This window comes from Streptomyces sp. NPDC048278 (genome assembly GCF_040652195.1).
GTDB lineage: Bacteria > Actinomycetota > Actinomycetes > Streptomycetales > Streptomycetaceae > Streptomyces.
In genome coordinates this window covers 60,556-82,919 of sequence record NZ_JBEZLP010000001.1, presented here as the reverse complement: position 1 = coordinate 82,919, position 22,364 = coordinate 60,556, and the positions used below count along the sequence as shown (strand labels likewise).

Genomic DNA, 22,364 nt, shown 5'->3' with positions numbered 1-22,364 from the left:
CTCACCCGTGAACCTGTCAGACAGCCCGACAGCCGGACAGCCCCCGCGGCGCGTGAGCGCCATGGAGGCGGTACTGGCGCACCTGCGTGCCGCCATCGAGCGCGGCGAGTACGCCGTGGGCGACAAGCTCCCCTCCGAGGCGGAGCTCTGCCGCACCCTGGAGATCAGCAGGCCCGTCCTGCGCGAGGCCCTGCGGGCCCTGCAGACGATGGGCCTGACCGTCTCCAAGACCGGCAAGGGCACCTTCGTCGTCGCGAGCGCCGTCGAGGACCCCACCTTCGGCGACTACGCGGCCAGCGACCTGCTGGAAGTGCGCCGGCACATCGAGATCCCGGTCGCCGGCTACGCGGCACTGCGCCGCACCCCGGAGAACCTGGACCACCTGGCCCACCTCCTCGACCGCATGGAGCGGGAGACGGACACCACCGCGTGGGTCGCGATGGACACCCTCTTCCACCTCGCCGTGGCCGAGGCCGCCCAGAACCCGGTCTTCCGCCGGGTCATCGAGGAGATCCGGGACGCACTGGCGCGTCAGTCGGCCTTCCTCAACGAGTTGGGGGGCCGCCGGGAGCAGTCCAACCGGGAGCACCGGGCCATCGTCGAGGCCCTGATCGACGGTTCCGAACCCGACGCCGTGGACGCCATGAGCCACCACCTCGACCGCGTCGAGACCACCCTCACCCACATCGTGCGCCCCGCGCGCACGGACCAGCACCAGGAAGGCGGAACCGAGGCGTGAGCGAACAGCACCTCAAAGACGAGACGCGCCCCTCGTCCCGTCACGTCGACGCCGGGGACCACGGCTACAGCAAGTCGCTGAAGCACCGGCACGTCAACATGATCGCCATCGGCGGCGCCATCGGCACCGGCCTCTTCCTCGGCGCCGGCGGCCGACTCGCCGACGCCGGCCCCTCCCTCTTCGTCGCGTACGCGGTCTGCGGAGTCTTCGCCTTCCTCGTGGTCCGCGCCCTCGGCGAACTCGTCCTGTACCGCCCGTCCTCCGGCGCCTTCGTCTCCTACGCCCGGGAGTTCCTGGGCGAGAAGGGCGCCTACACGGCCGGCTGGATGTACTTCCTGAACTGGGCCACCACCGGTATCGCCGACATCACCGCGGTCGCCACCTACACCCACTACTGGGGCATGTTCTCCGACATCCCGCAGTGGGTGATCGCGCTCATAGCCCTGGCGGTCGTCCTGACCGTGAACCTGATATCGGTCAAGATCTTCGGCGAACTGGAGTTCTGGTTCGCGATCGTCAAGGTCAGCGCCCTGGTCGTCTTCATGGTCATCGGCATCTTCCTGCTGGTCACCCAGCACCCGGTCGACGGCGCGACCCCCGGCCCGTCCCTGATCACCGACAACGGCGGCGTCTTCCCCAACGGCCTGCTGCCCATGCTCCTGATCATCCAGGGCGTCGTCTTCGCCTACGCCTCGGTCGAACTGGTCGGCGTCGCCGCGGGCGAGACCGAGAACCCCGAGAAGATCATGCCCAAGGCGATCAACTCGATCATGTGGCGCGTGGGCCTCTTCTACGTCGGCTCCGTCGTCCTCCTGTCGATGCTGCTGCCCTGGAACAAGTACACGGCGGGCCAGAGCCCCTTCGTCACCGTGCTCTCGCACATCGGCGTCCCGGCGGCCGGCGGCGTGATGAACCTCGTCGTCCTCACCGCGGCGATGTCCTCGCTCAACTCCGGCCTCTACTCCACGGGCCGCATCCTGCGCTCCATGGCCGTGAACGGCTCCGCCCCGAAGTTCACGGCGAAGATGAGCCGAACCCAGGTCCCGTACGGCGGAATTCTGCTCACCAGCGGTATCTGTGTCCTCGGCGTGGGCCTCAACTTCGTGGTCCCCGCCGACGCGTTCGAGATCGTCCTCAACTTCGCGGCGATCGGCATCCTCGCCACCTGGGGCATGATCATGCTCTGTCACCTGCTGTTCTGGCGGAAGACCCAGAACGGCGAACTCACCCGCCCCGGCTACCGACTGCCGGGCTCCCCCTGGACCGAGATCGTGACGCTGGCGTTCCTCGCCTCGGTCCTGGTCCTCATGTACGCCGACGGCGGCGCCGGACGCACCACCGTGCTGTGCCTGCCGCTGATCGTCGCCGCGCTGGTCGCCGGCTGGTACGCCATCCGCCGCCGCCTCCCGCGCCCGTCCACCGGAACCGACGCGTGAACCGCGCACCGGTCCCTCCCACCTCACCCGAGACCAGGCAGTGATGTACAGCAGTTCCCCCGCGGACCCACCCATCGTCCGTGAACCCCTCCACGCCCCCGTCGCCCACCTCATCCGCGGCGGGGTCGTCGAGGGCATCCACTACGGCTCCGTCGTCGTCCTCGGCACCGACGGGCAGGTTCAGTTCCAGCTCGGCGACATCGAGGCCGCGTTCTACCCGCGCTCGGCCCTCAAGCCCGTCCAGGCCGTCGCCATGCTGCGGGCCGGGCTGCCCCTCGACGGCGACCTGCTCTCGCTGGCCGCCGCCAGCCACTCCGGCGAGGAGCGGCACCTCGCCGGGACCCGGCGCATCCTCGGCCTCGCCGGACTGGCCGAGGCCGACCTGCGCAACGTGCCCGACATGCCGTACGACCCCGCCGTGCGCGACACCTGGATCCGGGAGGGCCGGGGGCCGTCGCGGCTCGCCCAGAACTGCTCCGGCAAGCACGCGGCGATGCTCTGGACCTCGAAGCTGAACGGCTGGTCGCTGGAGGAGTACCTGGAGCCGGCGCACCCGCTCCAGCAGGCCGTCGCAGAGATCGTCGAGGACCTGACCGGGCAGCGCATCGCCCGTACCACCGTGGACGGCTGCGGTGCGCCGCTGTTCTCCGTCTCCCTGCACGGGCTGGCACGTGCGGTGTCGCGGATCGTCACCGCCGCGCCGGGTACGCCCGAGGCACGGGTCGCCGACGCGATGCGGGAGCACGCCGAGATGGCGTCCGGCGCGGGGCGCGACGTGGCCGCACTGATGGCGGCCGTGCCGGGGCTGCTGGCCAAGGACGGCTTCGAGGGCGTCGAGGTGGCCGCGCTGCCGGACGGGCGGGCGGTCGCCGTGAAGATCGCCGACGGGGCGAACCGGGCGCGGGTGCCGGTGGCCGCGGCGGCGTTGGAGCGGGCCGGGGTTTCTCCGGAGCTGCTTACCGAGTTCGCTGGTGAGGCGTTGCTCGGTGGTGGGCGGCCGGTCGGGTGCGTGCGGCCCGTTCGGTCGCTGGAGCCCGTGTCTGTTTCGGCCTGCGCCTAGGGCCTGTCGTTTGGATCATGCCGGCGTCGCGGGGCGTGGCACGCACATCTGCCGCGTTGTCGTCGGTTGTCGACGCTCCGCGTCGCCGCCCTCCTCCGCCTTGCAGCTGCACGCACCACGCCCCGCTCGGGTCGGCCGACAAGGCACCGTGAGCCACGGCCGGCCTGATCCAAACGACAGGCCCTAGTCGTCTGCGTGGACCTGTCGGTCGGCGGCTGCGGGCCGGGTGTGGCTGGTCGCGCCCACGCGGCGGTAGCCGCACATAGACAACGCCCCGCGCCCCTTCGGGGGCGCTTCACCCTCACTCTTCTGAAACAGGACCCATGACTGTTCGTAGCGAACATGATCTGCTCGGCGATCGTGATGTGCCCGTCGACGCGTACTGGGGTGTGCACACCCTGCGGGCGACCGAGAACTTCCCGATCACCGGCACGGCGATCTCCGCCTACCCGCATCTGATCGACGCCCTCGCCGCCGTCAAGGAGGCCGCCGCCCTCGCCAACGAGGAGCTGGGGCTGCTGGCGCCGGAGAAGGCCGCCGCCATCGTGGCCGCCTGCCGGGAGATACGGGCCGGGAAGCTGCGCGACCAGTTCGTGGTCGACGTCATCCAGGGCGGAGCCGGGACGTCCACGAACATGAACGCCAACGAGGTCGTCGCCAACCGGGCGCTGGAGCTGCTGGGGCACCGCAAGGGGGAGTACCGGCACCTGCACCCCAACGAGGACGTCAACCTCGGTCAGTCGACCAACGACGTCTACCCGACCGCCGTCAAGATCGCGACCGTGTTCGCGGTGCGCGGGCTGCTCAGGGCGATGGCCGTGCTGCAGGACTCCTTCGGACGCAAGGCCGTCGAGTTCCGTGACGTGCTGAAGATGGGCCGCACGCAGTTGCAGGACGCGGTGCCCATGACGCTCGGGCAGGAGTTCTCCACCTTCGCCGTGATGCTCGACGAGGACCGCAGCCGGCTCGCCGAGGCCGTCGAGCTGATCCACGAGATCAACCTGGGGGCGACGGCGATCGGGACCGGGCTCAACGCGCCCGCCGGGTACGCCGAGTCGGCGCGGCGGCACCTCGCCGAGATCACCGGGCTGCCCCTGGTCACCGCCGCCAACCTGGTGGAGGCGACCCAGGACTGCGGTGCGTTCGTCCAGATGTCCGGCGTGCTCAAGCGGATCGCGGTGAAGCTCTCCAAGAGCTGTAACGACCTGCGGCTGCTGTCGTCCGGGCCGCGCGCGGGGCTCGGCGAGATCAACCTGCCGCCCGTGCAGGCCGGTTCGTCGATCATGCCCGGCAAGGTCAACCCGGTGATCCCCGAGGTCGTCAACCAGGTCGCCTTCGAGGTCATCGGCAACGACGTCGCCATCACGATGGCCGCCGAGGCCGGGCAGCTCCAGCTGAACGCCTTCGAGCCGATCATCCTGCACTCCCTGTCGGAGAGCATCACACACCTGCGGAACGCCTGCCTGACGCTGGCCGAACGGTGCGTCGACGGCATCACCGCCAACACCGAGGTGCTCCGGGCCACCGTCGAGAACTCCATCGGACTGGTCACCGCCCTCAACCCGTACATCGGGTACACGGCGGCCACCGACATCGCCAAGGAGGCCCTCGTCACCGGCCGCGGGGTCGCCGAACTCGTCCTGGAGAAGGGCCTGTTGCCCGCCGAACGGCTCGCCGACCTGCTGCGCCCCGAGGTCGTCGCGGGCAGCGGCTCGCCCCTGGCCTGACCTGCGAACACGCACCAGGACCGGTCCGGAGGCACAATGGTGATCATGACAATGACGTCGTCCCGAACCTTCCTGCCGGTCCTGGAGCGCATCGCCGAGGAGATGGAGCGGACGCCCGGTCGCGGCCGGCCCGCCGACTACATACCGGCGCTCGCCGCCTGCGATCCCCGCAGCTTCGGCATGGCCCTCGCCGAGCTGGACGGCACGGTCTACGGCGTCGGCGACTGGCGGCAGCCGTTCTCCACGCAGTCCATCACGAAGGTCTTCACCCTCGCCCTCGACCTGGCTCGCGAGGGCGACGAACTCTGGGAACACGTCGGCCGCGAACCCTCCGGCAACCCCTTCAACTCCCTGGTCCAGCTGGAGTACGAGAACGGCATCCCGCGCAACCCCTTCATCAACGCGGGCGCGCTCGTCGTCACCGACCGCCTCCAGACCCGTACCGGCGACGCGGCCGGCGAACTGCTGGGCTTCCTGCGCGCCGAGAGCGGCAACGCCGCCCTGGACTTCGACCGGGACGTGGCCGCCTCCGAGTCCCGACACGGCGACCGCAACGCCGCGCTCGCCCACTTCATGGCGTCGTACGGCAACATCGACAACGAGGTCCCGGTCCTCCTCGACCAGTACTTCCGTCAGTGCTCGGTGGCCGCCTCCTGCGCCGACCTCGCCCTGGCCGCCACCTTCCTGGCCCGCCACGGGATCCGGGCCGACGGCACCCGCCTGCTGACCAGAAGCCAGGCGAAGCAGGTCAACGCGGTCATGCTGACCTGCGGGACGTACGACGCGGCGGGCGAGTTCGCCTACCGGGTGGGGCTGCCGGGAAAGAGCGGGGTCGGCGGCGGCATCATCGCCGTGGTACCGGGCCGTTGCGCGATCTGCGTCTGGAGCCCGGGTCTTGACGAACGGGGCAACTCGGTGGCGGGAGTCGCCGCACTCGACCGTTTCACGACCCTCACGGGCCTGTCGGTGTTCTAGCCCCGCGCCAGGATTCGGTTCCGCCGGAATGTACCTCCCGGGCAATTTCCCGCGGGGGGTCCGGTCGGGCGTGAGGGTTCCGTAACTCCGGTTTGTTCCGGATGACTTGGTTCGGTAATCGCCGCTGGCTGAAGTGGTCGTCATACGCAGCGGCGAGGTGCGAGACCTCGGCGCCAGGCATGGAGGATGTCATGCCCGAGATGTATTTCGACGTGCGCTGGCCCGACGGCGACATCCAGCGCTGCTATTCCCCCTCCACGGTGATCGAGGACTACTTCACGGCGGGTACCGAGTACGAAGTCGCCGACTTTCTGGAGCGGAGCCGTACCGCGCTCGGAATCGCGGGTGACAGGGTACGGGAGAAATTCGGCTTCGCCTGCACCGGCGCCGTCGGGCAGCTGGAGCGGATCGAGGAGACGGCCCGCGTCCGCGCCTTCCCGGCCGACGCCAGGGTCACCGTCGAGGCGCTCCTGGACGCCGACGGGAGCGCACGGTGACCCCCGCTCCCCGGCTCGCCGGGACCCACTACCCCGTGGCCGTGGTCGGCGGCGGCCAGGCCGGGCTCTCGGTCAGCCACTGCCTGCGCGAGCGCGGTGTCGACCACGTGGTGATCGAGGCCCACCGGATCGGCCACGAGTGGCGCGAGCGCCGCTGGGACTCCTTCTGCCTGGTGACCCCCAACTGGCAGTGCAGGCTGCCCGGTCACCCCTACGCCGGCCCCGATCCCGACGGGTTCATGGTCCGCGACGACATCGTGCGCTACCTGGAGGAGTATGTCGCCGCCTTCCGGCCGCCACTGGCCGAAGGCGTCCTGGTGACCCGGCTGCGCCGGGCCCCGGGCGGTGTCTTCGAGGTCACCACCACGGCCGGCGGGTTCACCGCCGACCAGGTCGTCGTCGCCACCGGCCCCTACCACACCCCGAAGCTGCCCCGGATGGCCGAGCGGCTGCCCTCCGCGGTCGAGCAGTTCCACTCCTCCGGCTACCGCAACCCAGGCCAGCTCCCGGACGGCGCCGTCCTCGTGGTCGGCACCGGCCAGTCCGGCTGCCAGATAGCCGAGGACCTGCACCTGGCCGGCCGGCAGGTGCACCTCGCGGTCGGCAGCGCGCCCCGGGTCGCCCGCTTCTACCGCGGCCGGGACTGCGTGGCCTGGCTCGACGACATGGGCCACTACGCCAGGAGCATCGACGGGTTCGAGGACGCCGACGCGGTGCGCCTGCGGGTCAACCACTACGTCACCGGCCGTGACGGCGGCCGGGACATCGACCTGCGCGCCTTCGCGCGGGACGGGATGCGCCTGTACGGCCGCCTGACGGACGTCGAGGGGCCGGACCTGGAGTTCGCCGCCGACCTCAGGACCAACCTGGACCACGCCGACGCCGTCGCCGAGAGCATCAAGGACGCCATCGACGCCCACATCGAGGCGGCCGGCCTCCGGGCGCCCGCCGAGGCCCGCTACCGGCCCGTGTGGCAGCCGGACGAGCAGCCGGCCGCCCTCGACCTCGCCGAGGCCGGCATCACCTCCGTCGTCTGGGCCACCGGCTTCACCCGCGACCACCGCTGGATCGAGATCCCCGCCTTCGACGGCCGCGGCTACCCCATGCACCGGCGGGGCGTCAGCAGCGTCCCCGGCCTGTACTTCCTGGGCCTGCCCTGGCAGTACACCTGGGGCTCGGGCCGGTTCGAGGCGGTCGGCCGGGACGCCGAGTTCCTCGCCGGGCACATCGACGCCGCGCGCCGCCTGGCCGACGTGTGCGGCACCCTGACCGGGGCGCCCGGCGCCCTCGCCGCCGCCCTCCCGATCGGCTGACGGCGATGGTCTTCGACGCGCACCGGCACATCGGTGTCCTGCCCGCCCACCCCTTCTACGGCGGCCCGCCCGTCCACCCCGACACCACCGCCCGCGCCACCGTCAAGCAGCTCATCGCCGACCTGGACGCCGAGGGCACCGAACGCGCCCTGGTCATCCCCAACTACGGCGTGCCCGACCCGGCCGTCGCCTTCTCCTTCAACGAACTGGCCGTCGAGGCCGCCCAGTCGGACGACCGGATCCGGGCCGGGCTGTGGGTCTCGCCCCGGCCCGAGGACGCCGCCCGCACCGACCGCGCGCTGAACCTCGCCGGTGAGCACGGAGTGCGGGCGCTCAAGCTCAGCTTCCTGCTCGGCGGCAGCCCCACCGACCCCGCCTGCCGCCCCCAACTGGACCGCGTCTTCAGCACGGCCGAGCGCCACGGCCTGGTCGTGCACGTCCACACCTCGCCCGGCGCCGCCTCCGACATCGACCAGGTCGGCCGTCTCGTCGACTGGTACGCCGACCGGGTCCCCGTCCATCTCGTGCACTTCGGCGGCGGGATGAGCGGGCACATCAAGCTCGCCGGCTCCCGGTTCTTCGACTGGATCGCTGCCGGCAAACGCGTCTACACCGACCTCTCCTGGGCCATCGGCTTCCTGCCGTACTGGCTGGCCCGGGAGATCGAGCAGCGCGGCATCGGCCATGACCGCGTGCTCTTCGCCAGCGACCAGCCGTGGGGCGACTTCACCGGCGAGTACGCCCGGATGGCCGCCGCCACCGGCGGCGGCCAACTCGGCGACCTCGTCTTCCGGGAGACCTTCGCCGCCCTCTACGACTGACCGGACCACCACCGCTGACCGGACCGCCGCCCACCACCGACCGGACCGCCGCCCACCACCGCCCGGACCGCCGCCCACCACCGCCCCGCCCAAGGAGACACCCATGTCCGAAACCGCCGCCCAGCTCAGCGACGTCGAGCAGAAGTCCCTCGACGAGATCCCGCACCCCTCCCTCCCCGAGGGCTCCAGCATCTACGGCTCCACCAAGGTCTTCCCCGACTACCGGGCCGAGGACGGCGAGACCTACTTCACCCTCGTCCACGGCATCGCCCACGAGTCCTCGGTGTCCTTCGTCGCCGTGCTCCAGGCGACCCGCGCCCTGCGCAAGGGCTTCGAGACCGCGATCTACTTCTACGGCCCCGGCTCCCTCAACTGCCTGGCCACCCGCGGCTTCCCGACCACCGGCAACTCCGCCTTCCCCGGTGAGCACAACATCAACAACCAGCTCAAGACGTTCATCGCCGAGGGCGGCAAGGTCTATTGCTGCCGCTTCGGCCTGTCCCTGCACGGCGCCCGCGAGGAGGACCTCATCGAGGGCGTCATCCCCACCCACCCCCTGGACGTCCAGGACGCGCTGATCCACTACGCGCGCAAGGGCGCCATCATCAACTCCACCTACCAGCTGTAGGGAGACCCCGCGATGAGCACCGGCACCGGACCGACGGTGGATGTGCGGATCATGACCCGCGCCGAACTCGCCCTGCACGGAGTCGCGTTGGACACGCCCGTGCGACGGCCCGACGGCGCGGGACCCAGCGACGACGGACACGTCCTCGTCGACGGTGCCGGTGCCGCGCTTCCCCGCAACCCCGACAGTCCCTACCGGGTCCGCGACGGCAGGGTGTGGCTGGGCGAGGAGACCGGACCTCTCACGGACACCGGCCTCACCCTCACCCCCGTACAGCGCCCGGGGTTCTACGACCTCACCACCGCCGACGGCGTCCCGTACGAGCACATCGCCCGCCTGCACGGCGCCGACGTCCTCGCCACCACCGTCGTCCAGACCTGCATCCGCTACGCCGAGTCCGACCGCTGCCGTTTCTGCACCATCGAGGAGTCCCTGCGCTCCGGCGCCACGGTGGCCGCCAAGACCCCGGCACAGCTCGCCGAGGTCGCCGAGGCCGCCGTACGGCTCGACGGCGTCCGGCAGATGGTCATGACCACCGGCACCACCACCGGCCCGGACCGCGGCGCCCGCAACCTCGTGCGGTCGGTGCGCGCCGTCCTGCGGGCCGTCCCCGGCCTTCCCGTCCAGGTCCAGTGCGAACCGCCCGCCGACCTCGCCTGGATCCGCGCCCTGCACGACGCCGGGGCCACCGCGATCGGCATCCACGCCGAGTCCCTCGACGACGCGGTGCGCCGCCGCTGGATGCCCGGGAAGTCGACTGTCCCGCTGGCCGAGTACGACACCGCCTGGGACGAGGCGGTCCGCGTCTTCGGACCCAACCGCGTCTCCACGTACCTCCTCGTCGGCCTGGGCGAGGACCCGGACGAACTCATCGCGGGAGCGGGCGAGTTGATCCGACGCGGGGTGTACCCCTTCGTCGTCCCCTTCCGCCCGATGAGCGGCACCCTCGCCGCCCGTGAGGGGGTCAGGGCCCCGAGCGCGGAACTGCTGCGGTACGTCACCGAGGGCGTCGCCGCCCGGCTGCGTGCCGCCGGGATGCGCGGCGCCGACCAGAGGGCGGGGTGCGCGGCCTGCGGGGCCTGCAGCGTGCTGTCGACGGCGGGCGGGTGAGGCGAGTGCTGCTCGACGGATCCCCGGAGCCGGCCCTGGAGCGGCCGTACGACATCCTGGCCCTGCTGGGTGACCGGAACACCCTCGCCCGCGAGGCCTCCTTCCGAGTCGAGGAGGCGAGTACGCACGCCGAGTCGGCGGACTACCTGCGGCTGCGCCGGGACGTCTTCGTCCACGAACAGGGGCTGTTCGACGGCCACGACCTGGACGACCGCGACGCCGACCCGCGCACGCTGGTGCTGGTCGCCAAGGACGCCGCGGGCACCGTGCTCGGCGGGGTGCGGCTGGGACCCGTGGCCGACGGCCCGGACCTCGGCTGGTGGGCGGGCGGCCGGCTCGTCGTCGCGCCGGGCGCCCGCGGCCCCCGGGGCATCGGTGCCGCGCTGGTGCGGGCCGCGTGCGCGCGGGCCGAGGCGGAGGGCGTGCTGCGCTTCGACGCGACCGTCCAGGTGCGGAGCGAACCCCTGTTCCGGCGGCTCGGCTGGCGTCCCGTCCGCCCGACCGAGGTCGCCGACACACCGCACACGCTGATGCGCTGGCCCATCGGGCGGATCGCGGCCCAGGCGGCGGCGACGAAGTCCGCCCTCGGTCCGCTGCTGGCGGGCCTGCGTGGACCGGCGGCCCGTGCCCGACGGCAGGACCCGGTCGGCGGGGCCCTGTCCGCGGCACGGGCCGTCCTCGGCGGCAGGGGATTCGTCGGCGACGACGGCGCGCCCGTCCCCGGCACCGACGTGGTCGCCGCGTGCGACGCGATCGTGCCGTCCATGGTCGAGCGCGACCCCGGCTGGGCGGGCTGGTGCTCCGTCCTCGTCAACGTCAACGACCTCGCGGCGATGGGTGCTTCACCCCTCGGACTGCTGGACGCGGTGGGCGCACGGGACGCCGCCCATGCCGCGCGGGTGCTGGACGGACTGGCGCGGGCGGCGCGGGCGTACGACATCCCCGTGCTGGGCGGCCACACCCAACTCGGTGTTCCCGCCGCCCTCTCCGTGACCGCCCTGGGCCGCACCGCGCGCCCGGTGCCGGGCGGCGGCGGCCGTCCCGGGCACGCCGTGCGGCTGACCGCGGACCTCGGCGGCGGCTGGCGCGCCGGATACCGGGGCCGCCAGTGGGACTCGACGAGCCACCGCCGTACGGACGAACTGCGCGCCATGACCGGCGCGGTGGCCGCCGCCCGGCCCGCCGCGGCCAAGGACGTGTCGATGGCCGGCATCGCCGGCACCCTCGGCATGCTCGCCGAGGCGAGCGGCTGCCGGGCGCTGCTCGACGTGGCCGCCGTGCCCCGGCCCTCCGGCGCGGACGTCGGCGACTGGCTGACCTGCTTCCCCGGCTGGGCGATGCTCACCACCGGCGGACCGGACGCCCCGCCCCTGCCCGCCGGGCCGGCCACGGGCGCCGTGTGCGGCGAACTGACCACAGGAGAAGGCGTCGGCCTGCGCTGGCCCGACGGCGAGATCACCGAAGCGGTCGCCTCGGCGGTGACCGGGATGGGAGCCGCATGAGCACGCTGCGGATGGCGGCCGTCGCCGCCGCCTTCGGCCGGGACCTGGCGGAGGACTTCACGATCGTCGAACGGCTGATCGAGCAGGCCCGTGAGCAGGACGTACGGCTGCTGGCGCTCCCGGAGGCCTGCCTGGGCGGCTACCTGCTCAGCCTCGACGACCCCGGGGCACTCGACCAGGGCCCGCCCGCCCTCGCCCTCGACGGCCCCGAGATCCGCCGACTGGCCGCGCTGGCCGGGGAGATGACCGTCGTCGCCGGCTACTGCGAGGCGGGCCCCGACGGCCACCGCTACAACAGCGTCGTCTGCGTCACCGGCGACGGCGTCCTCGGCAACCACCGCAAGGTGCACCAGCCGCTGGGCGAGGACGCGTCGTACGCCTCCGGGGACCGGTTCCACGCCTTCGACACCCCGGTCGGCCGGCTCGGCATGATGATCTGCTACGACAAGGCGTTCCCGGAGTCGGCCCGGGCGCTGGCGCTGGACGGCGCCCAGATCGGCGTGTGCGTGTCGGCCTGGCCGGGCGCGCGCACCAACGCCGCCGCCGACCTGGAGCAGGACCGCTGGAAGCGCCGCTTCGACCTCTTCGACCGGGCCCGCGCCCTGGAGAACCAGATCGTGTGGCTGTCGGCCAACCAGGCCGGCACCTTCGGGTCGCTACGCTTCGTCGGCAGCGCCAAGGTCGTCGACCCCGGCGGCGAGATCATCGCCGCCACGGGCGTCCCGGCCGGTCTCGCCGTCGCCGAACTCGACGTCGTCCAGGCGCTGCAGACCGCCCGCCGGTCCATGGGGCACCTGCGCGACCGGCGGCCCGAGACCTACACGCACGCAGGAGCAGTCACCGCATGAGCACGATCCGGATCGCGGCTGCTGCCGCCCACTTCGGCCGCGACCTGGAGTTCGACCTGGCCCGCATCGCCAAGCTGATCGACGACGCACGGGCCGCCGGCGCCGCACTGCTCGTGCTGCCCGACGCCGCCCTCGGCGGCTACCTCGCCGACCTGCGCCACCCCGACCCCGAGACCCTGCCGCCCGCGCTGCGGCCCGACGACCCGCTGATCCTGCGGGTCGCCGGGCTGGCGGCCGAGATGGTGGTGTGCGTCGGCTACCGCGAGGACGGCGGCGACCGGTGCTACAACGCGGCCGTCTGCGTCAGCGGCGACGGCGTCCTCGGCCGCCACCGCAAGGTCCACCTGCCCGCCGGCGAGACCGCCGCCTACGCGCCCGGCGACCGCTTCGACGCCTTCGACACGCCGGTCGGCCGCCTCGGCATGCTCATCGACTACGACAAGACCTTCCCGGAGTCCGCCCGCTCTCTCGCCCTGGACGGCGCCGAGGTCCTCGCCTGCCTCTCCGCCTGGCCCACCTCCATCACCAACCGCGCCCCGCGCATGGCCCAGGACCGCCAGGCCCGGCTCTTCGACCTGTACGACCAGGCCCGCGCCGCCGAGAACCAGCTCGTCCTCGCCTCCTCCAACCAGACCGGCGCCCTGGGCGGCATGCGCTTCCTCGGCCAGGCCAAGGTCGTCGGGCCCGGCGGCGACATCCTCGCCCGCACCTGGTCCAAGGCCGGCCTGGCCGTCGCCGAGGTCGACGTGGCCGCCGAGATCGACCGCGCCCGCCGCGTCCTGCGCCACCTGGACGAGCGCCGCCCCGCCGCCTACCGCGAGCACCCCTCGCCCGCCGCCCCCAGGGGAGCACCCTCGTGAAGATCGCCCTGCTCAGCTACTCCACCAGGCCGCGCGGCGGTGTCGTGCACACCCTCCACCTCGCCGAGGCTCTCGCGGCGCTCGGCGAGGACGTCACCGTGTGGACGCTGGGCCGGGGCGGCGACACGGGCTTCTTCCGTCCGGTCAGCCCGGCGGTACGGCTGCGGATCGTGCCCTTCCCCGACCGCGCCCCCGGCCCCGTGGCCGAGACGGTCGGCGAACGCGTCCTGCGCTCCATCGCCACCCTCCGCGACGCCTTCGACCCCGCCCCGTACGACATCGTGCACGCCCAGGACTGCATCAGCGCCAACGCCGTCGGCCGCTGCGTGCGCACGGTCCACCACATCGACCACTTCACCACCCCCGAGCTGGCCGCCTGCCACGAGCGGGCCCTCGTCGAACCGCACACCCACGTCTGCGTGTCGGCGGCCGTGGCCGAGGAACTCCGGGCGGGCTGGGGCCGGTCCGCGCAGGTGATCCCCAACGGGGTCGCCTACGACCGCTTCGCCGCCACCGACCCGGCGGCGAGGGCGGGTTGGCGCGACCGCCTGGGCCGCTACGTGCTGACCGTCGGCGGCATCGAACCCCGCAAGGGGTCCCTCGACCTGCTGGAGGCCTACGCGCTGCTGCGCGCCGGCCACCCCGGCGTCCGGCTGGTCGTCGCGGGCGGCGAGACCCTCTTCGACTACCGCGACTACCGCGCCCGCTGGGACGCCCGGGCCGCCGAACTCGGCGTGGAGCCGGTCCTGTTGGGCCCGGTGCCCGACGACCGGCTGCCGGCCCTGGTCGCCGCCGCGGACGCCTTCGCCTTCCCCTCCCGCAAGGAGGGCTTCGGTCTCGCCGCCATGGAGGCGCTCGCCGCCGGCGTTCCCCTGGTCGTACGCGATCTGCCGGTCCTGCGCGAGGTCTTCGGGCCCGCCGCCCGCTTCGCCACCACGCCCGCCCACCTGGCCGCCGCGCTCGGCCGCGCCCTGACGGTCGAGGACCCGGCCCGGCGGGCAGCCGGACGGGAACTGGCCGCCGCCCACACCTGGGCCGAGGCGGCCCGCCGCCACCTGGCCCTGTACCGCTCCCTGCGCCGGCCGGGCGCGCTCACGCCGCCGGCTGCGGCCGGACCGTGAGGATCTGCGAGGCGTGTCCGACGGGCCCCTCGACGTCGTGCAGGACCGTGCTGGTCAGGCCCTGCCCGGTGGGACCGAAGGTGACCTTCGTGTCCAGCCCGGTCCAGGCGCCGCGCGGCTGGCGGTGCAGATGGACCGTCAGGTCGACATTGGGGAACATCCACGCGGCGGGCGGCTGCCGGACGGCGATGCCGTTGGCGGTGTCGACCAGGGCGAGGTACGACGCGAGCGGTCCGGCGGAGCCGCCGGCGACCAGGTCCAGCGGGGTGGCGAGCCACGCGGCCGTTCGGCCCGGACGGGGCGGTGCGACCGGACGGATCTCGACGGACTCGATGTAGCCGCCGGGCCAGATCTCGCTTGCCGGCCACGGGGCGAGCGAGTCCGGCGGCGGCAGACGGTCGTCGGGGCCGCCCGCGACCGCGCCGGTGTCGAGAGCGGTCAGGTACCAGGCGCGGGCCCGCAGCACCGGGCGGCCGGAGATCCGTACGACCGCTTCGAGCAGTTCGATGGTCCGGCCGGGGCGGACGGTCTCCACCTCGATCTCGCACTCGTCGAGGGCGAGGCGGCCGAGGATGTCGTAGGAGATCCGGGACAGCAGGAGCCCGCTGTCCGGGCCGGCTGCCCGGTACCGGTCGAGGGCGTGGACGACGAGTCCGGCCAGGGGGCTGAAGTGCTGCTCGTCCGCCGCCCAGGCCCCGCCCGCGTGCGGGGTCGGCTTGTAGCGGCAGTCGTCGACGGCCTCGAAGTAACTGCCCCGGGGCGTGGTCGGGTCGGACAACGGACGTCTCTCCTCGAACGGGAACAGGGCGGAAGGCACCGGCATCCGCCGGTCTCTCCGGGGGAGAAAATGTACCGTGCATTCAACAGGTGGCCGCAGCCCGCGCGCACCTCCGGCCCTGTCCCACCAGCGCGCGAGCCGCGCACCACCACCCACAGGTAACAACCAGTCCTCTCCCAGGAAAACACCCTGTCGCTTTCCGGCCACCCGCAATTGACACGCTGACCCAGTGTTGGCCATGGCTTTTCCCGTCGATCTACGCCGCTGCCAGGTACTGGGCCTGGCCGGCACCGCGTTCCTTGCCCTGGGAGGTGAGACAGCCGGCGCCCTGCCCGTGGAGGATCTGCTCGCACCCAGCTCCGTGCAGGCGGCGTTCGGCCTGGTCGGCGTCTATTTCGGCGTCGTCCTGCTGATCGCGGCGTGGCTGCTGCTGGGCCGCCTGGTGCGCGGCTCCGAACCGCCCACCCCGCGGCAGCTGTTGCTGGTCCTCGCCGTCTGGGCGGCCCCGCTGCTGCTGGCGCCCCCGCTGTTCAGCCGCGACGTATACAGCTACCTCGCACAGGGCGCCATGGTCGACGCGCACATGGACGTCTACACCTCGGGGCCCGCCCAGCTCGGCGGCCCGCTGGCCGACGAGGTCGCGCCGGTGTGGCAGAACACCGCCGCCCCCTACGGGCCCGCGTTCATGGGCGTGGCCTCGCTGCTGTCCGGGCTCACCCGCGGTGAACTCCCGGCCGGGCTCTTCGGGATGCGGCTGGTCGCCCTGCTCGGCGTCGGCCTGATGGCAGCCGCGCTGCCCCGGCTCGCCCGGCACAGCGGCGCCGACCCGGCCGCCGCGCTCTGGCTCGGCGCGCTCAACCCGCTGGTGCTGCTGCACCTGGTCGCCGGCGCCCACAACGACGCCATCATGCTCGGCCTGCTGGGCCTCGGCCTGGTCGCGGCGCTCGGCCGCTGGCCGGTCCTGGGCGCCGTCCTGGTCACGCTCGCGGCCCTGGTGAAGGCGCCCGCGGCGCTCGGCCTGCTCGCGGTGATCGTCGTACAGGCGCGCAAGGGCCGCAGCCCCGTGCGGGCCACGCTGACGACGGCGCTCGCCTCCGGGGCGACGACGGTGGTGGCGACCGCCGTCGCCGGGACCGGGTACGGGTGGATAAGGGCGCTGGACACGCCCGTCTCCCCGCACAACTGGGCGCTGAGCAGCCTGCTCGGCCGGGTCACGGGCCGGATCCTCGAACACTTCGGCAGCGACCTGGCGCCGCTCGCCGTCCCGGCCTGGCACCTGCTCGGACTGGCGCTCACCGCGGTGACCGTGCTGCTGATATGGGTCCGGCTGCGGCCCCGCCCGGTCTACGCCCTCGGCCTGAGCCTCGCCGCGGTCGCGGCCTTCGGGCCGGCGATCCGTCCCTGGTACGCCATCTGGGGCCTGTTCCTGATAGCTGCCGCGGCGCCCAGCACCTCGGTACGGCACCGGGTGGCGGCCGTCACCGGCGTGCTCGCCCTCGCCGTGCTGCCCAGCGGCGGCCCCGCCGACATCGGCCAGCTGGTCCTCGCCGTCTCCGGCGGGGTGCTCGGCGTGGTCGTGCTGTGGCAGGCCCACCAGGCCGCGCAGGCCCCGGCCGTGGGACGTACGGCATGAGAGGTCCGCGTACCGACCGGGGGAGGGTGCTGCTCGTCCTGGTCCTCGTCGCCGCCGTGACCCTGTTCACGGCCACCGTGCCGCTGCTGCGCGACTGGTTCGACCTGCGCGTGTACTACGGCACCGTGCACACCTGGGTGCACCACGGCGGGCGGATCTACGACTACCGGGTGCCCGGGACGACGTACGGGTTCACGTATCCGCCGTTCGCCGCCGTCGGCATGCTGCCCATGGCGCTGGTGGGGCTGCACCTGGCCATCGCGGCCTCGCTGCTGCTGAACCTGGCCGCGCTGGCGTTCGTGCTGCGCATCCTGGCCGGCCCGGGCTGGCGGCGCTGGGGCTGGTACCGGTGGGCGCTCGCGCTGTGCGGGCTCGCGCTGTTCGAGCCGTTGCGGGACACCTTCAGCTTCGGTCAGGTGAACCTGATACTGCTCGCCCTGGTGCTCGCCGACTGCTGCCTGCTGCGCAGCGGGCGGGGCCGCTGGGCCGGGGCCGGCATCGGGCTCGCCGCCGCGGTCAAGCTCACGCCGGCCCTGTTCATCTTCATGCTGCTGATCGGCCGCAAGTGGCGGGCGGCCGGCATCGCCACGGCCGTGGCGCTCGCCGCCACCGGGCTCGCCGCCTGGGCCGATCCGAGGGCGTCCCGGTTCTACTGGACCCAGGCGCTCTGGGACACCAGCAGGGTCGGCCGGCTCGACTACGTCTCGAACCAGTCGCTGCAGGGCGTCCTGGCCCGGCTCGGCCATCCGGACAAGCCGCTGTGGGCGATCGTGGTGCTGCTCACGCTGGCCGTGTGGGCGTGGCGGACCCGCAGGGCCGTGGCGGCCTCCGACTGGACGGCCGCCTTCGCGCTCACCGGCCTCGCCGCCTGCCTGGTCAGCCCGATCACCTGGGTGCACCACCTGGTGTGGGTGCTGCCGTCGTTCGTGCTGCTGGCGCGTGCCGGGCACCCGCGGATCGCGGGCGCCCTCTACGCGGTGATGTGCACCAGCGTGGTGTGGCTGTGGTTCGACGACGCGTCCGGCGTCGACGGGTTCCTCGGCAGCAACATCTACACCTGGATCACGCTGGGCCTGCTGCTGTGGCTGCCGGTCGGTCAGCCCCGGCCGGAGCGCTCGCCCCTGAGCCGCATCGCCAGGGTGACGGCGCCCGCGCCGAGCGCCGCCAGCCCGGCCACGACGGCGGTCTCCGACCAGTCGTCGTCGGGTGCCGTGGCCGCCGCCATCGGTACGGTGCTCGGGCCCGGCCGGGGCCGCGGTCTGGGCCGCAGACCGTCCAGCGAGCCCACCGGGTCGACCCGTCCGGCCGCCTCGAAACCCCAGTCGAGCAGCTGACGGGCCTCGTCGTACACGCCGCCGTCCTGAGGGTTCATCACCGTCACGAGGAGGGTGTGCCCGCCGCGCCGGGCGGCGGCGACGAGGGTGTTGCCGGCGTTGCTGGTGTAGCCGTTCTTGATCCCGACCAGGCCGGGATACCGGCCCACGCCGTCCGCGCCGGTCAGCAGCCGGTTGGTGTTCTCGATGCCGAACGACCAGCCCGCGCCGTCGGGGAAGCGGGCCTCGGCGGTGGAGCAGTACCGCGCGAAGTCGGGGTTGCGCAGCCCCTCCCGGCCGAACACCGCGAGGTCGAACGCGGAGGAGACCTGCCCGGGTGCGTCGTAGCCGTCGGGGGACCTGACCTGGGTGTCGAGGGCGCCCAGGGCGCGGGCGTTGGCCTGCATCCGGGTGGTGGTGCGCTGCCAGCCGCCGTCGAGCGCGGCGAGGACGTGCACGGCGTCGTTCCCGGAGCTGAGGAAGACCCCGCGCCACAGGTCGGACACCTGGTAGGTGCGGCCCGCCTCGACGCCGACCACACTGCTGTCCTCGGGGACGTCCGCCAGCTCCCTGGAGGTCACCTGGTGCTGGAGGCCGGCCGGCAGGACGGGCAGCACGGTGAGCGCGAACAGGGTCTTGAGGGTGCTGGCCGGTGGCAGCCGGCGGTGTGCGTGACTGGCCGCCAGCACCTGGCCGGTGTCCGCGTCGGCGATCAGCCAGGAGAGCGCGGAGAGGTCCGGGAGGGCCGGGGCCCCGGAGTGTGGCCGCACCTGCGTGCCGGAGCGGTAGAGCAGCGACGGTCCGGGCACCACCGCCCTCGGGGGCGGGGCGGGGTCGAGCGCCGCGCTGCCGGCGGCGGCCGTACCGGGTGTCAGCGCCAGCAGGCCCGCCAGGCAGACGGAGCAGGTCGTCACCGCCGCTCGCCGAGGGAATCGGCCAGTCAATCCGATCGTCATATGATCAACGTAGGAACGATGGCGGTGTCCAGCGCGCTGCCAGGGCCGGTCGGGGCGTTGAGCAACCCGGATGCCGCATGCCCGGCCCGAGGTGCACCCGTCGGGAGGGGGCCCGGTCTCAGCCCGCCGGCAGGGTGGGCTGCACGCGCCGCAGGAAGGTCGCGTTGTCCGGGGTCTCGCGCAGCCGCTCCAGGAGCGTCTCCAGGCCGTTCGGGGTGCCCTCCCGGCTCTGCAGGGCCCGGCGCAGTCCGCGGACGGTGGTCAACTCGGCCGGGGTGAGCAGGAGTTCCTCGCGCCGGGTGCCGGAGGGGGCGATGTCCACGGCCGGGAAGACCCGCCGGGAGGCCGACTCGCGGTCCAGCCGCAGCTCCATGTTGCCGGTGCTCTTCAGCTCCTCGAAGAAGTAGCCGTCGGCCCGGGAGCCGGTGTCCACCAGGACGGTGGCGAGGATGGTGAGCGAGCCGCCCTCCTCGGCCTTGCGGGCGGCGCCGAAGAACCGCTTCGGGCCGAGCAGCGCGCCCGCGTCGACACCGCCGCTGAGGGTACGGCCGTTGGAGGCCGCCGCGTTGTTGTGGGCCCGGCACAGCCGGGTCAGGGAGTCGAGCAGGATGACGACGTCCTGGCCGTCCTCGACGAGCCGCTTGGCGCGCTCGACGACGAGTTCGGCGAGGGCGATGTGCTCCTTGGCGGGCCGGTCGAAGGTGGAGGCGTACACCTCGCCGCGCACCGAGCGCCGCATGTCGGTGACTTCCTCCGGACGCTCGTCGAGCAGCAGCACCATCAGGTGGCACTCCGGGTGGTTGCCGGCCACGGCAGCCGCGAACTGCTGGAGCAGCACGGTCTTGCCGGTCTTCGGCGGCGCCACGATCAGCCCGCGCTGCCCCTTGCCGACCGGCGCCAACAGGTCGGTGACCCGTCCGGCGAGCCCGGCGGCAGGGTGTTCGAGGCGGATCCGCTCGTGCGGATGGAGCGGGGTGAGGTCGCGGAAGTGACGGCGTCCGCGCAGCTCCTCGGGCGTACGGCCGTTGACGCGCGTGACCTCGGTCAGCGTGCGCCGGTCGCCGCGGACGCCCTCGACGAGATCGCCCTTGCGCAGGCCGTGACGGCGGATCAGCGCCGGGGAGACCTGCGGGTCGGCGGGGGAGGGCAGGCAGCTCGGGGCCCGCAGCTGCCCCTTCCCGCCCGCGTCGATGTCGAGGACACCGGTGACGGGCCGGGTGGCCGGCCGGTCCTGCTGCTGTACAGGGGGTTCGAGTGTGGTGGTCATGAGAGGTGGTCCTTTCGCGGACGGAAGACATGAGTGAAGGGGGGAGTGGGCCGCGAGCGGGAGGGCTGTGCGCAGGCCTCCGTGCGGCGGAGAACGACACCTCGGAAACGGTGGAAAAACCCTGGTCGCGAGGTGGTGCTGAGAAGCCGGCGGGCCGGTCGGGAAGCGACGGGCGATGCGGCTGGAGGGGTGGAACCGGCACTCGGCGCCCGATGGAAGGGCGCTCACACGTGCTGATCGCACTATACCCGGGGTTCCACGATCGTCAACATGGTACCGGTCACCGGTATTCCGCTGTCGCTGTCGCTGTCGCTGTCGCCGTAGCCGCGGCAGGCCGCTGCGTGCCGGGCGCACTGGCCGGGAAACGCTCCTTGCCACCGGCCCGCGGGCGCCTACGATCGGCCGTGTCCGCGTCGTACCGCTACCGCTGTCAGGAGCCCCCGGTGGAGACCTCGCCCGAGCCGTACCGCCCGGACCCCGCAGGCGGCTGCCCGCACGCCGACAACGCCCGGCTGCTGGCGCGCGGTGCCGTCGCCCCGGTCGTGCTGCCCGGCGGCGTCGAGGGCATGGCCGTGCTCGGGCACGAGGCGCTCAGGGAGTTCCTCCAGCACCCCGAAGTCGCCAAGGACGCCCGGCACTTCACGCAGCTGCGGGAGGGCCGCATCCCGGCGGGCTGGCCGCTCCTGACCTTCGCCGGCGTGCGGGGCATGACCACCGCCGACGGCGCCGACCACCGCAGGCTGCGCGGACTGGTCAGCCGGGCCTTCACACCGCGCCGGGTCGAGGAACTCCGGCCCCGGATCGAGGAGTTGACCGGCACTCTCCTCGACGACCTGGAGCGGGCCGCGGCCGAGGGCGACGGCGTCGCCGATCTGCGCCGGCACTTCGCGCTGCCGCTGCCCATGGGCGTGATCGGTGAACTCCTCGGTGTGGACGTGGAGCTCCGCGACCGGCTGCACCACCTGACCGACCAGGTCGTGGCCACCGACATCGGACCGGCCGAGGCCGTGGCCGCCAACCGGGAGCTGGTCGCCGTCCTCGGCACCGTCGCCGCCGCCCGCGCCGAGCACCCCGGCGACGATCTCACCAGCGCCCTGATCGCCGCCCGCGACGAGGACGGCGACCGGCTCGGCCAGGAGGAGCTGATCGGCACCCTGGTCCTGATGATCATCGCCGGGCACGAGACCACCCTCAACCTGATCACCAACGCCGTGCGTGCCCTGTGCGGCCACCGCGACCAGCTCGAACTCGTCCGCAAGGGCGACGCGAGCTGGGCGGACGTGGTGGAGGAGACGCTGCGCTGGGACGCACCGGTCAGCTACTTCCCCTTCCGCTACCCGGTGCGGGACCTGACCGTCGACGGCACGGTGATCCCCGCGGGCACCCCGGTCCTGGCCGGCTACTCCGCCGCCGGACGCGACCCGGCCGCGCACGGCCCGGACGCCGACCGCTTCGACGTCACCCGGCCCGCCCGCCCCGACGCCGTCCGCCACCTCTCCCTCGGCCACGGCGCCCACTACTGCCTGGGCGCCCCGCTGGCCCGCCTGGAGGCCACGGTCGCCCTGGAACGGCTCTTCGACCGCTTCCCGGCCCTGGACCTCGCCGCCCCCGAGGGCGGTCTCCCCCGGTCGGGCAGCTTCGTCAGCAACAGCGTGCACGCCCTCCCGGTACGGCCGCGCCCCCGATCCGGCGGCTGACGCGCATACCAGCCATACGAACGCCCGATGGCGTTTCCCTGACGCATTTCTTGTTCTCGCCATAGGCCCTACCTACGCTGCCA

At 73.2% G+C, this 22,364-nt stretch carries 19 protein-coding genes and 1 pseudogene; 17 read left to right on the top strand and 3 right to left on the bottom strand.

Annotation, left to right across the window (positions count from 1 at the left end; all coding sequences use genetic code 11):
• The first annotated feature begins 61 nt into the window (after positions 1-61).
• The 14 genes from AB0D74_RS00370 (at position 62) to AB0D74_RS00305 (ending at position 14,637) form a co-directional block, all read left to right on the top strand.
• Positions 62-739 (top strand): FadR/GntR family transcriptional regulator, encoded by a 678-nt coding sequence (locus AB0D74_RS00370; protein ID WP_362580114.1) that lies wholly within the window; start codon positions 62-64, stop codon positions 737-739.
• Positions 736-2,175, top strand: coding sequence for an amino acid permease (locus AB0D74_RS00365; protein ID WP_362578408.1), 1,440 nt, complete (start codon positions 736-738; stop codon positions 2,173-2,175). Before AB0D74_RS00370 ends, AB0D74_RS00365 begins: the two co-directional genes overlap by 4 nt.
• 43 nt (positions 2,176-2,218) lie before the next feature.
• Positions 2,219-3,235 carry an asparaginase gene (locus AB0D74_RS00360; RefSeq protein WP_362578405.1) on the top strand — a complete coding sequence of 339 codons (1,017 nt, stop codon included), beginning with the start codon at positions 2,219-2,221 and terminating at the stop codon, positions 3,233-3,235.
• A gap of 323 nt (positions 3,236-3,558) precedes the next feature.
• Positions 3,559-4,962, top strand: coding sequence for an aspartate ammonia-lyase (gene aspA, locus AB0D74_RS00355; RefSeq protein WP_362578403.1), 1,404 nt, complete (start codon positions 3,559-3,561; stop codon positions 4,960-4,962).
• A gap of 36 nt (positions 4,963-4,998) precedes the next feature.
• Complete coding sequence (locus AB0D74_RS00350; RefSeq protein WP_362578400.1) at positions 4,999-5,937, top strand: glutaminase; 939 nt, start codon at positions 4,999-5,001, stop codon at positions 5,935-5,937.
• Positions 5,938-6,128: 191 nt separating this feature from the next.
• Positions 6,129-6,434 carry an MSMEG_0570 family nitrogen starvation response protein gene (locus tag AB0D74_RS00345; protein WP_362578397.1) on the top strand — a complete coding sequence of 102 codons (306 nt, stop codon included), beginning with the start codon at positions 6,129-6,131 and terminating at the stop codon, positions 6,432-6,434.
• Positions 6,431-7,747: an MSMEG_0569 family flavin-dependent oxidoreductase gene (locus AB0D74_RS00340; protein ID WP_362578394.1), complete on the top strand. Its 1,317-nt coding sequence runs from the start codon at positions 6,431-6,433 to the stop codon at positions 7,745-7,747. Before AB0D74_RS00345 ends, AB0D74_RS00340 begins: the two co-directional genes overlap by 4 nt.
• Positions 7,748-7,752: 5 nt before the next feature.
• Positions 7,753-8,568, top strand: coding sequence for an amidohydrolase family protein (locus tag AB0D74_RS00335; RefSeq protein ID WP_362578391.1), 816 nt, complete (start codon positions 7,753-7,755; stop codon positions 8,566-8,568).
• Positions 8,569-8,671: 103 nt separating this feature from the next.
• A complete protein-coding gene (locus AB0D74_RS00330; protein WP_362578388.1) occupies positions 8,672-9,196 on the top strand; it encodes an MSMEG_0572/Sll0783 family nitrogen starvation response protein in 525 nt (174 codons plus the stop codon).
• Positions 9,197-9,208: 12 nt separating this feature from the next.
• Entirely contained in the window at positions 9,209-10,306 is a 1,098-nt protein-coding gene (locus AB0D74_RS00325) for an MSMEG_0568 family radical SAM protein (protein ID WP_362578386.1), read from the top strand.
• A 5-nt stretch (positions 10,307-10,311) separates the two neighbouring features.
• A complete protein-coding gene (locus AB0D74_RS00320) occupies positions 10,312-11,808 on the top strand; it encodes an MSMEG_0567/sll0787 family protein (RefSeq protein ID WP_362578384.1) in 1,497 nt (498 codons plus the stop codon).
• Positions 11,805-12,656, top strand: coding sequence for a carbon-nitrogen hydrolase family protein (locus AB0D74_RS00315; protein WP_362578381.1), 852 nt, complete (start codon positions 11,805-11,807; stop codon positions 12,654-12,656). The genes AB0D74_RS00320 and AB0D74_RS00315 overlap by 4 nt, the downstream gene beginning before the upstream one ends.
• Entirely contained in the window at positions 12,653-13,516 is an 864-nt protein-coding gene (locus tag AB0D74_RS00310) for a carbon-nitrogen hydrolase family protein (protein WP_362578378.1), read from the top strand. The genes AB0D74_RS00315 and AB0D74_RS00310 overlap by 4 nt, the downstream gene beginning before the upstream one ends.
• Entirely contained in the window at positions 13,513-14,637 is a 1,125-nt protein-coding gene (locus AB0D74_RS00305) for an MSMEG_0565 family glycosyltransferase (protein ID WP_362578375.1), read from the top strand. The genes AB0D74_RS00310 and AB0D74_RS00305 overlap by 4 nt, the downstream gene beginning before the upstream one ends.
• Here AB0D74_RS00305 and AB0D74_RS00300 read toward each other — a convergent pair.
• Positions 14,609-15,415, bottom strand: a complete 807-nt coding sequence (locus AB0D74_RS00300; RefSeq protein WP_362578373.1) for a thioesterase family protein — start codon at positions 15,413-15,415, stop codon at positions 14,609-14,611. The genes AB0D74_RS00305 and AB0D74_RS00300 overlap by 29 nt on opposite strands.
• Positions 15,416-15,653: 238 nt before the next feature.
• Between AB0D74_RS00300 and mptB the strand changes: the two genes are divergently transcribed.
• Complete coding sequence (gene mptB / locus AB0D74_RS00295; protein ID WP_362578370.1) at positions 15,654-17,048, top strand: polyprenol phosphomannose-dependent alpha 1,6 mannosyltransferase MptB; 1,395 nt, start codon at positions 15,654-15,656, stop codon at positions 17,046-17,048.
• Positions 17,045-18,382, top strand: a complete 1,338-nt coding sequence (locus tag AB0D74_RS00290) for a glycosyltransferase 87 family protein (RefSeq protein ID WP_362578367.1) — start codon at positions 17,045-17,047, stop codon at positions 18,380-18,382. Before mptB ends, AB0D74_RS00290 begins: the two co-directional genes overlap by 4 nt.
• Before the next feature lie 89 nt (positions 18,383-18,471).
• Here the strand turns inward: AB0D74_RS00290 and AB0D74_RS00285 are convergent.
• Positions 18,472-19,317, bottom strand: a pseudogene (locus AB0D74_RS00285) (serine hydrolase); the annotation flags it as partial.
• A 118-nt stretch (positions 19,318-19,435) separates the two neighbouring features.
• Positions 19,436-20,584, bottom strand: coding sequence for a transcription termination factor Rho (rho, locus tag AB0D74_RS00280; RefSeq protein ID WP_362578364.1), 1,149 nt, complete (start codon positions 20,582-20,584; stop codon positions 19,436-19,438).
• A gap of 443 nt (positions 20,585-21,027) precedes the next feature.
• On the opposite strand from rho, the gene AB0D74_RS00275 reads away from it, so the two are divergent.
• A complete protein-coding gene (locus AB0D74_RS00275; RefSeq protein WP_362578360.1) occupies positions 21,028-22,281 on the top strand; it encodes a cytochrome P450 in 1,254 nt (417 codons plus the stop codon).
• Positions 22,282-22,364 lie beyond the last annotated feature (83 nt).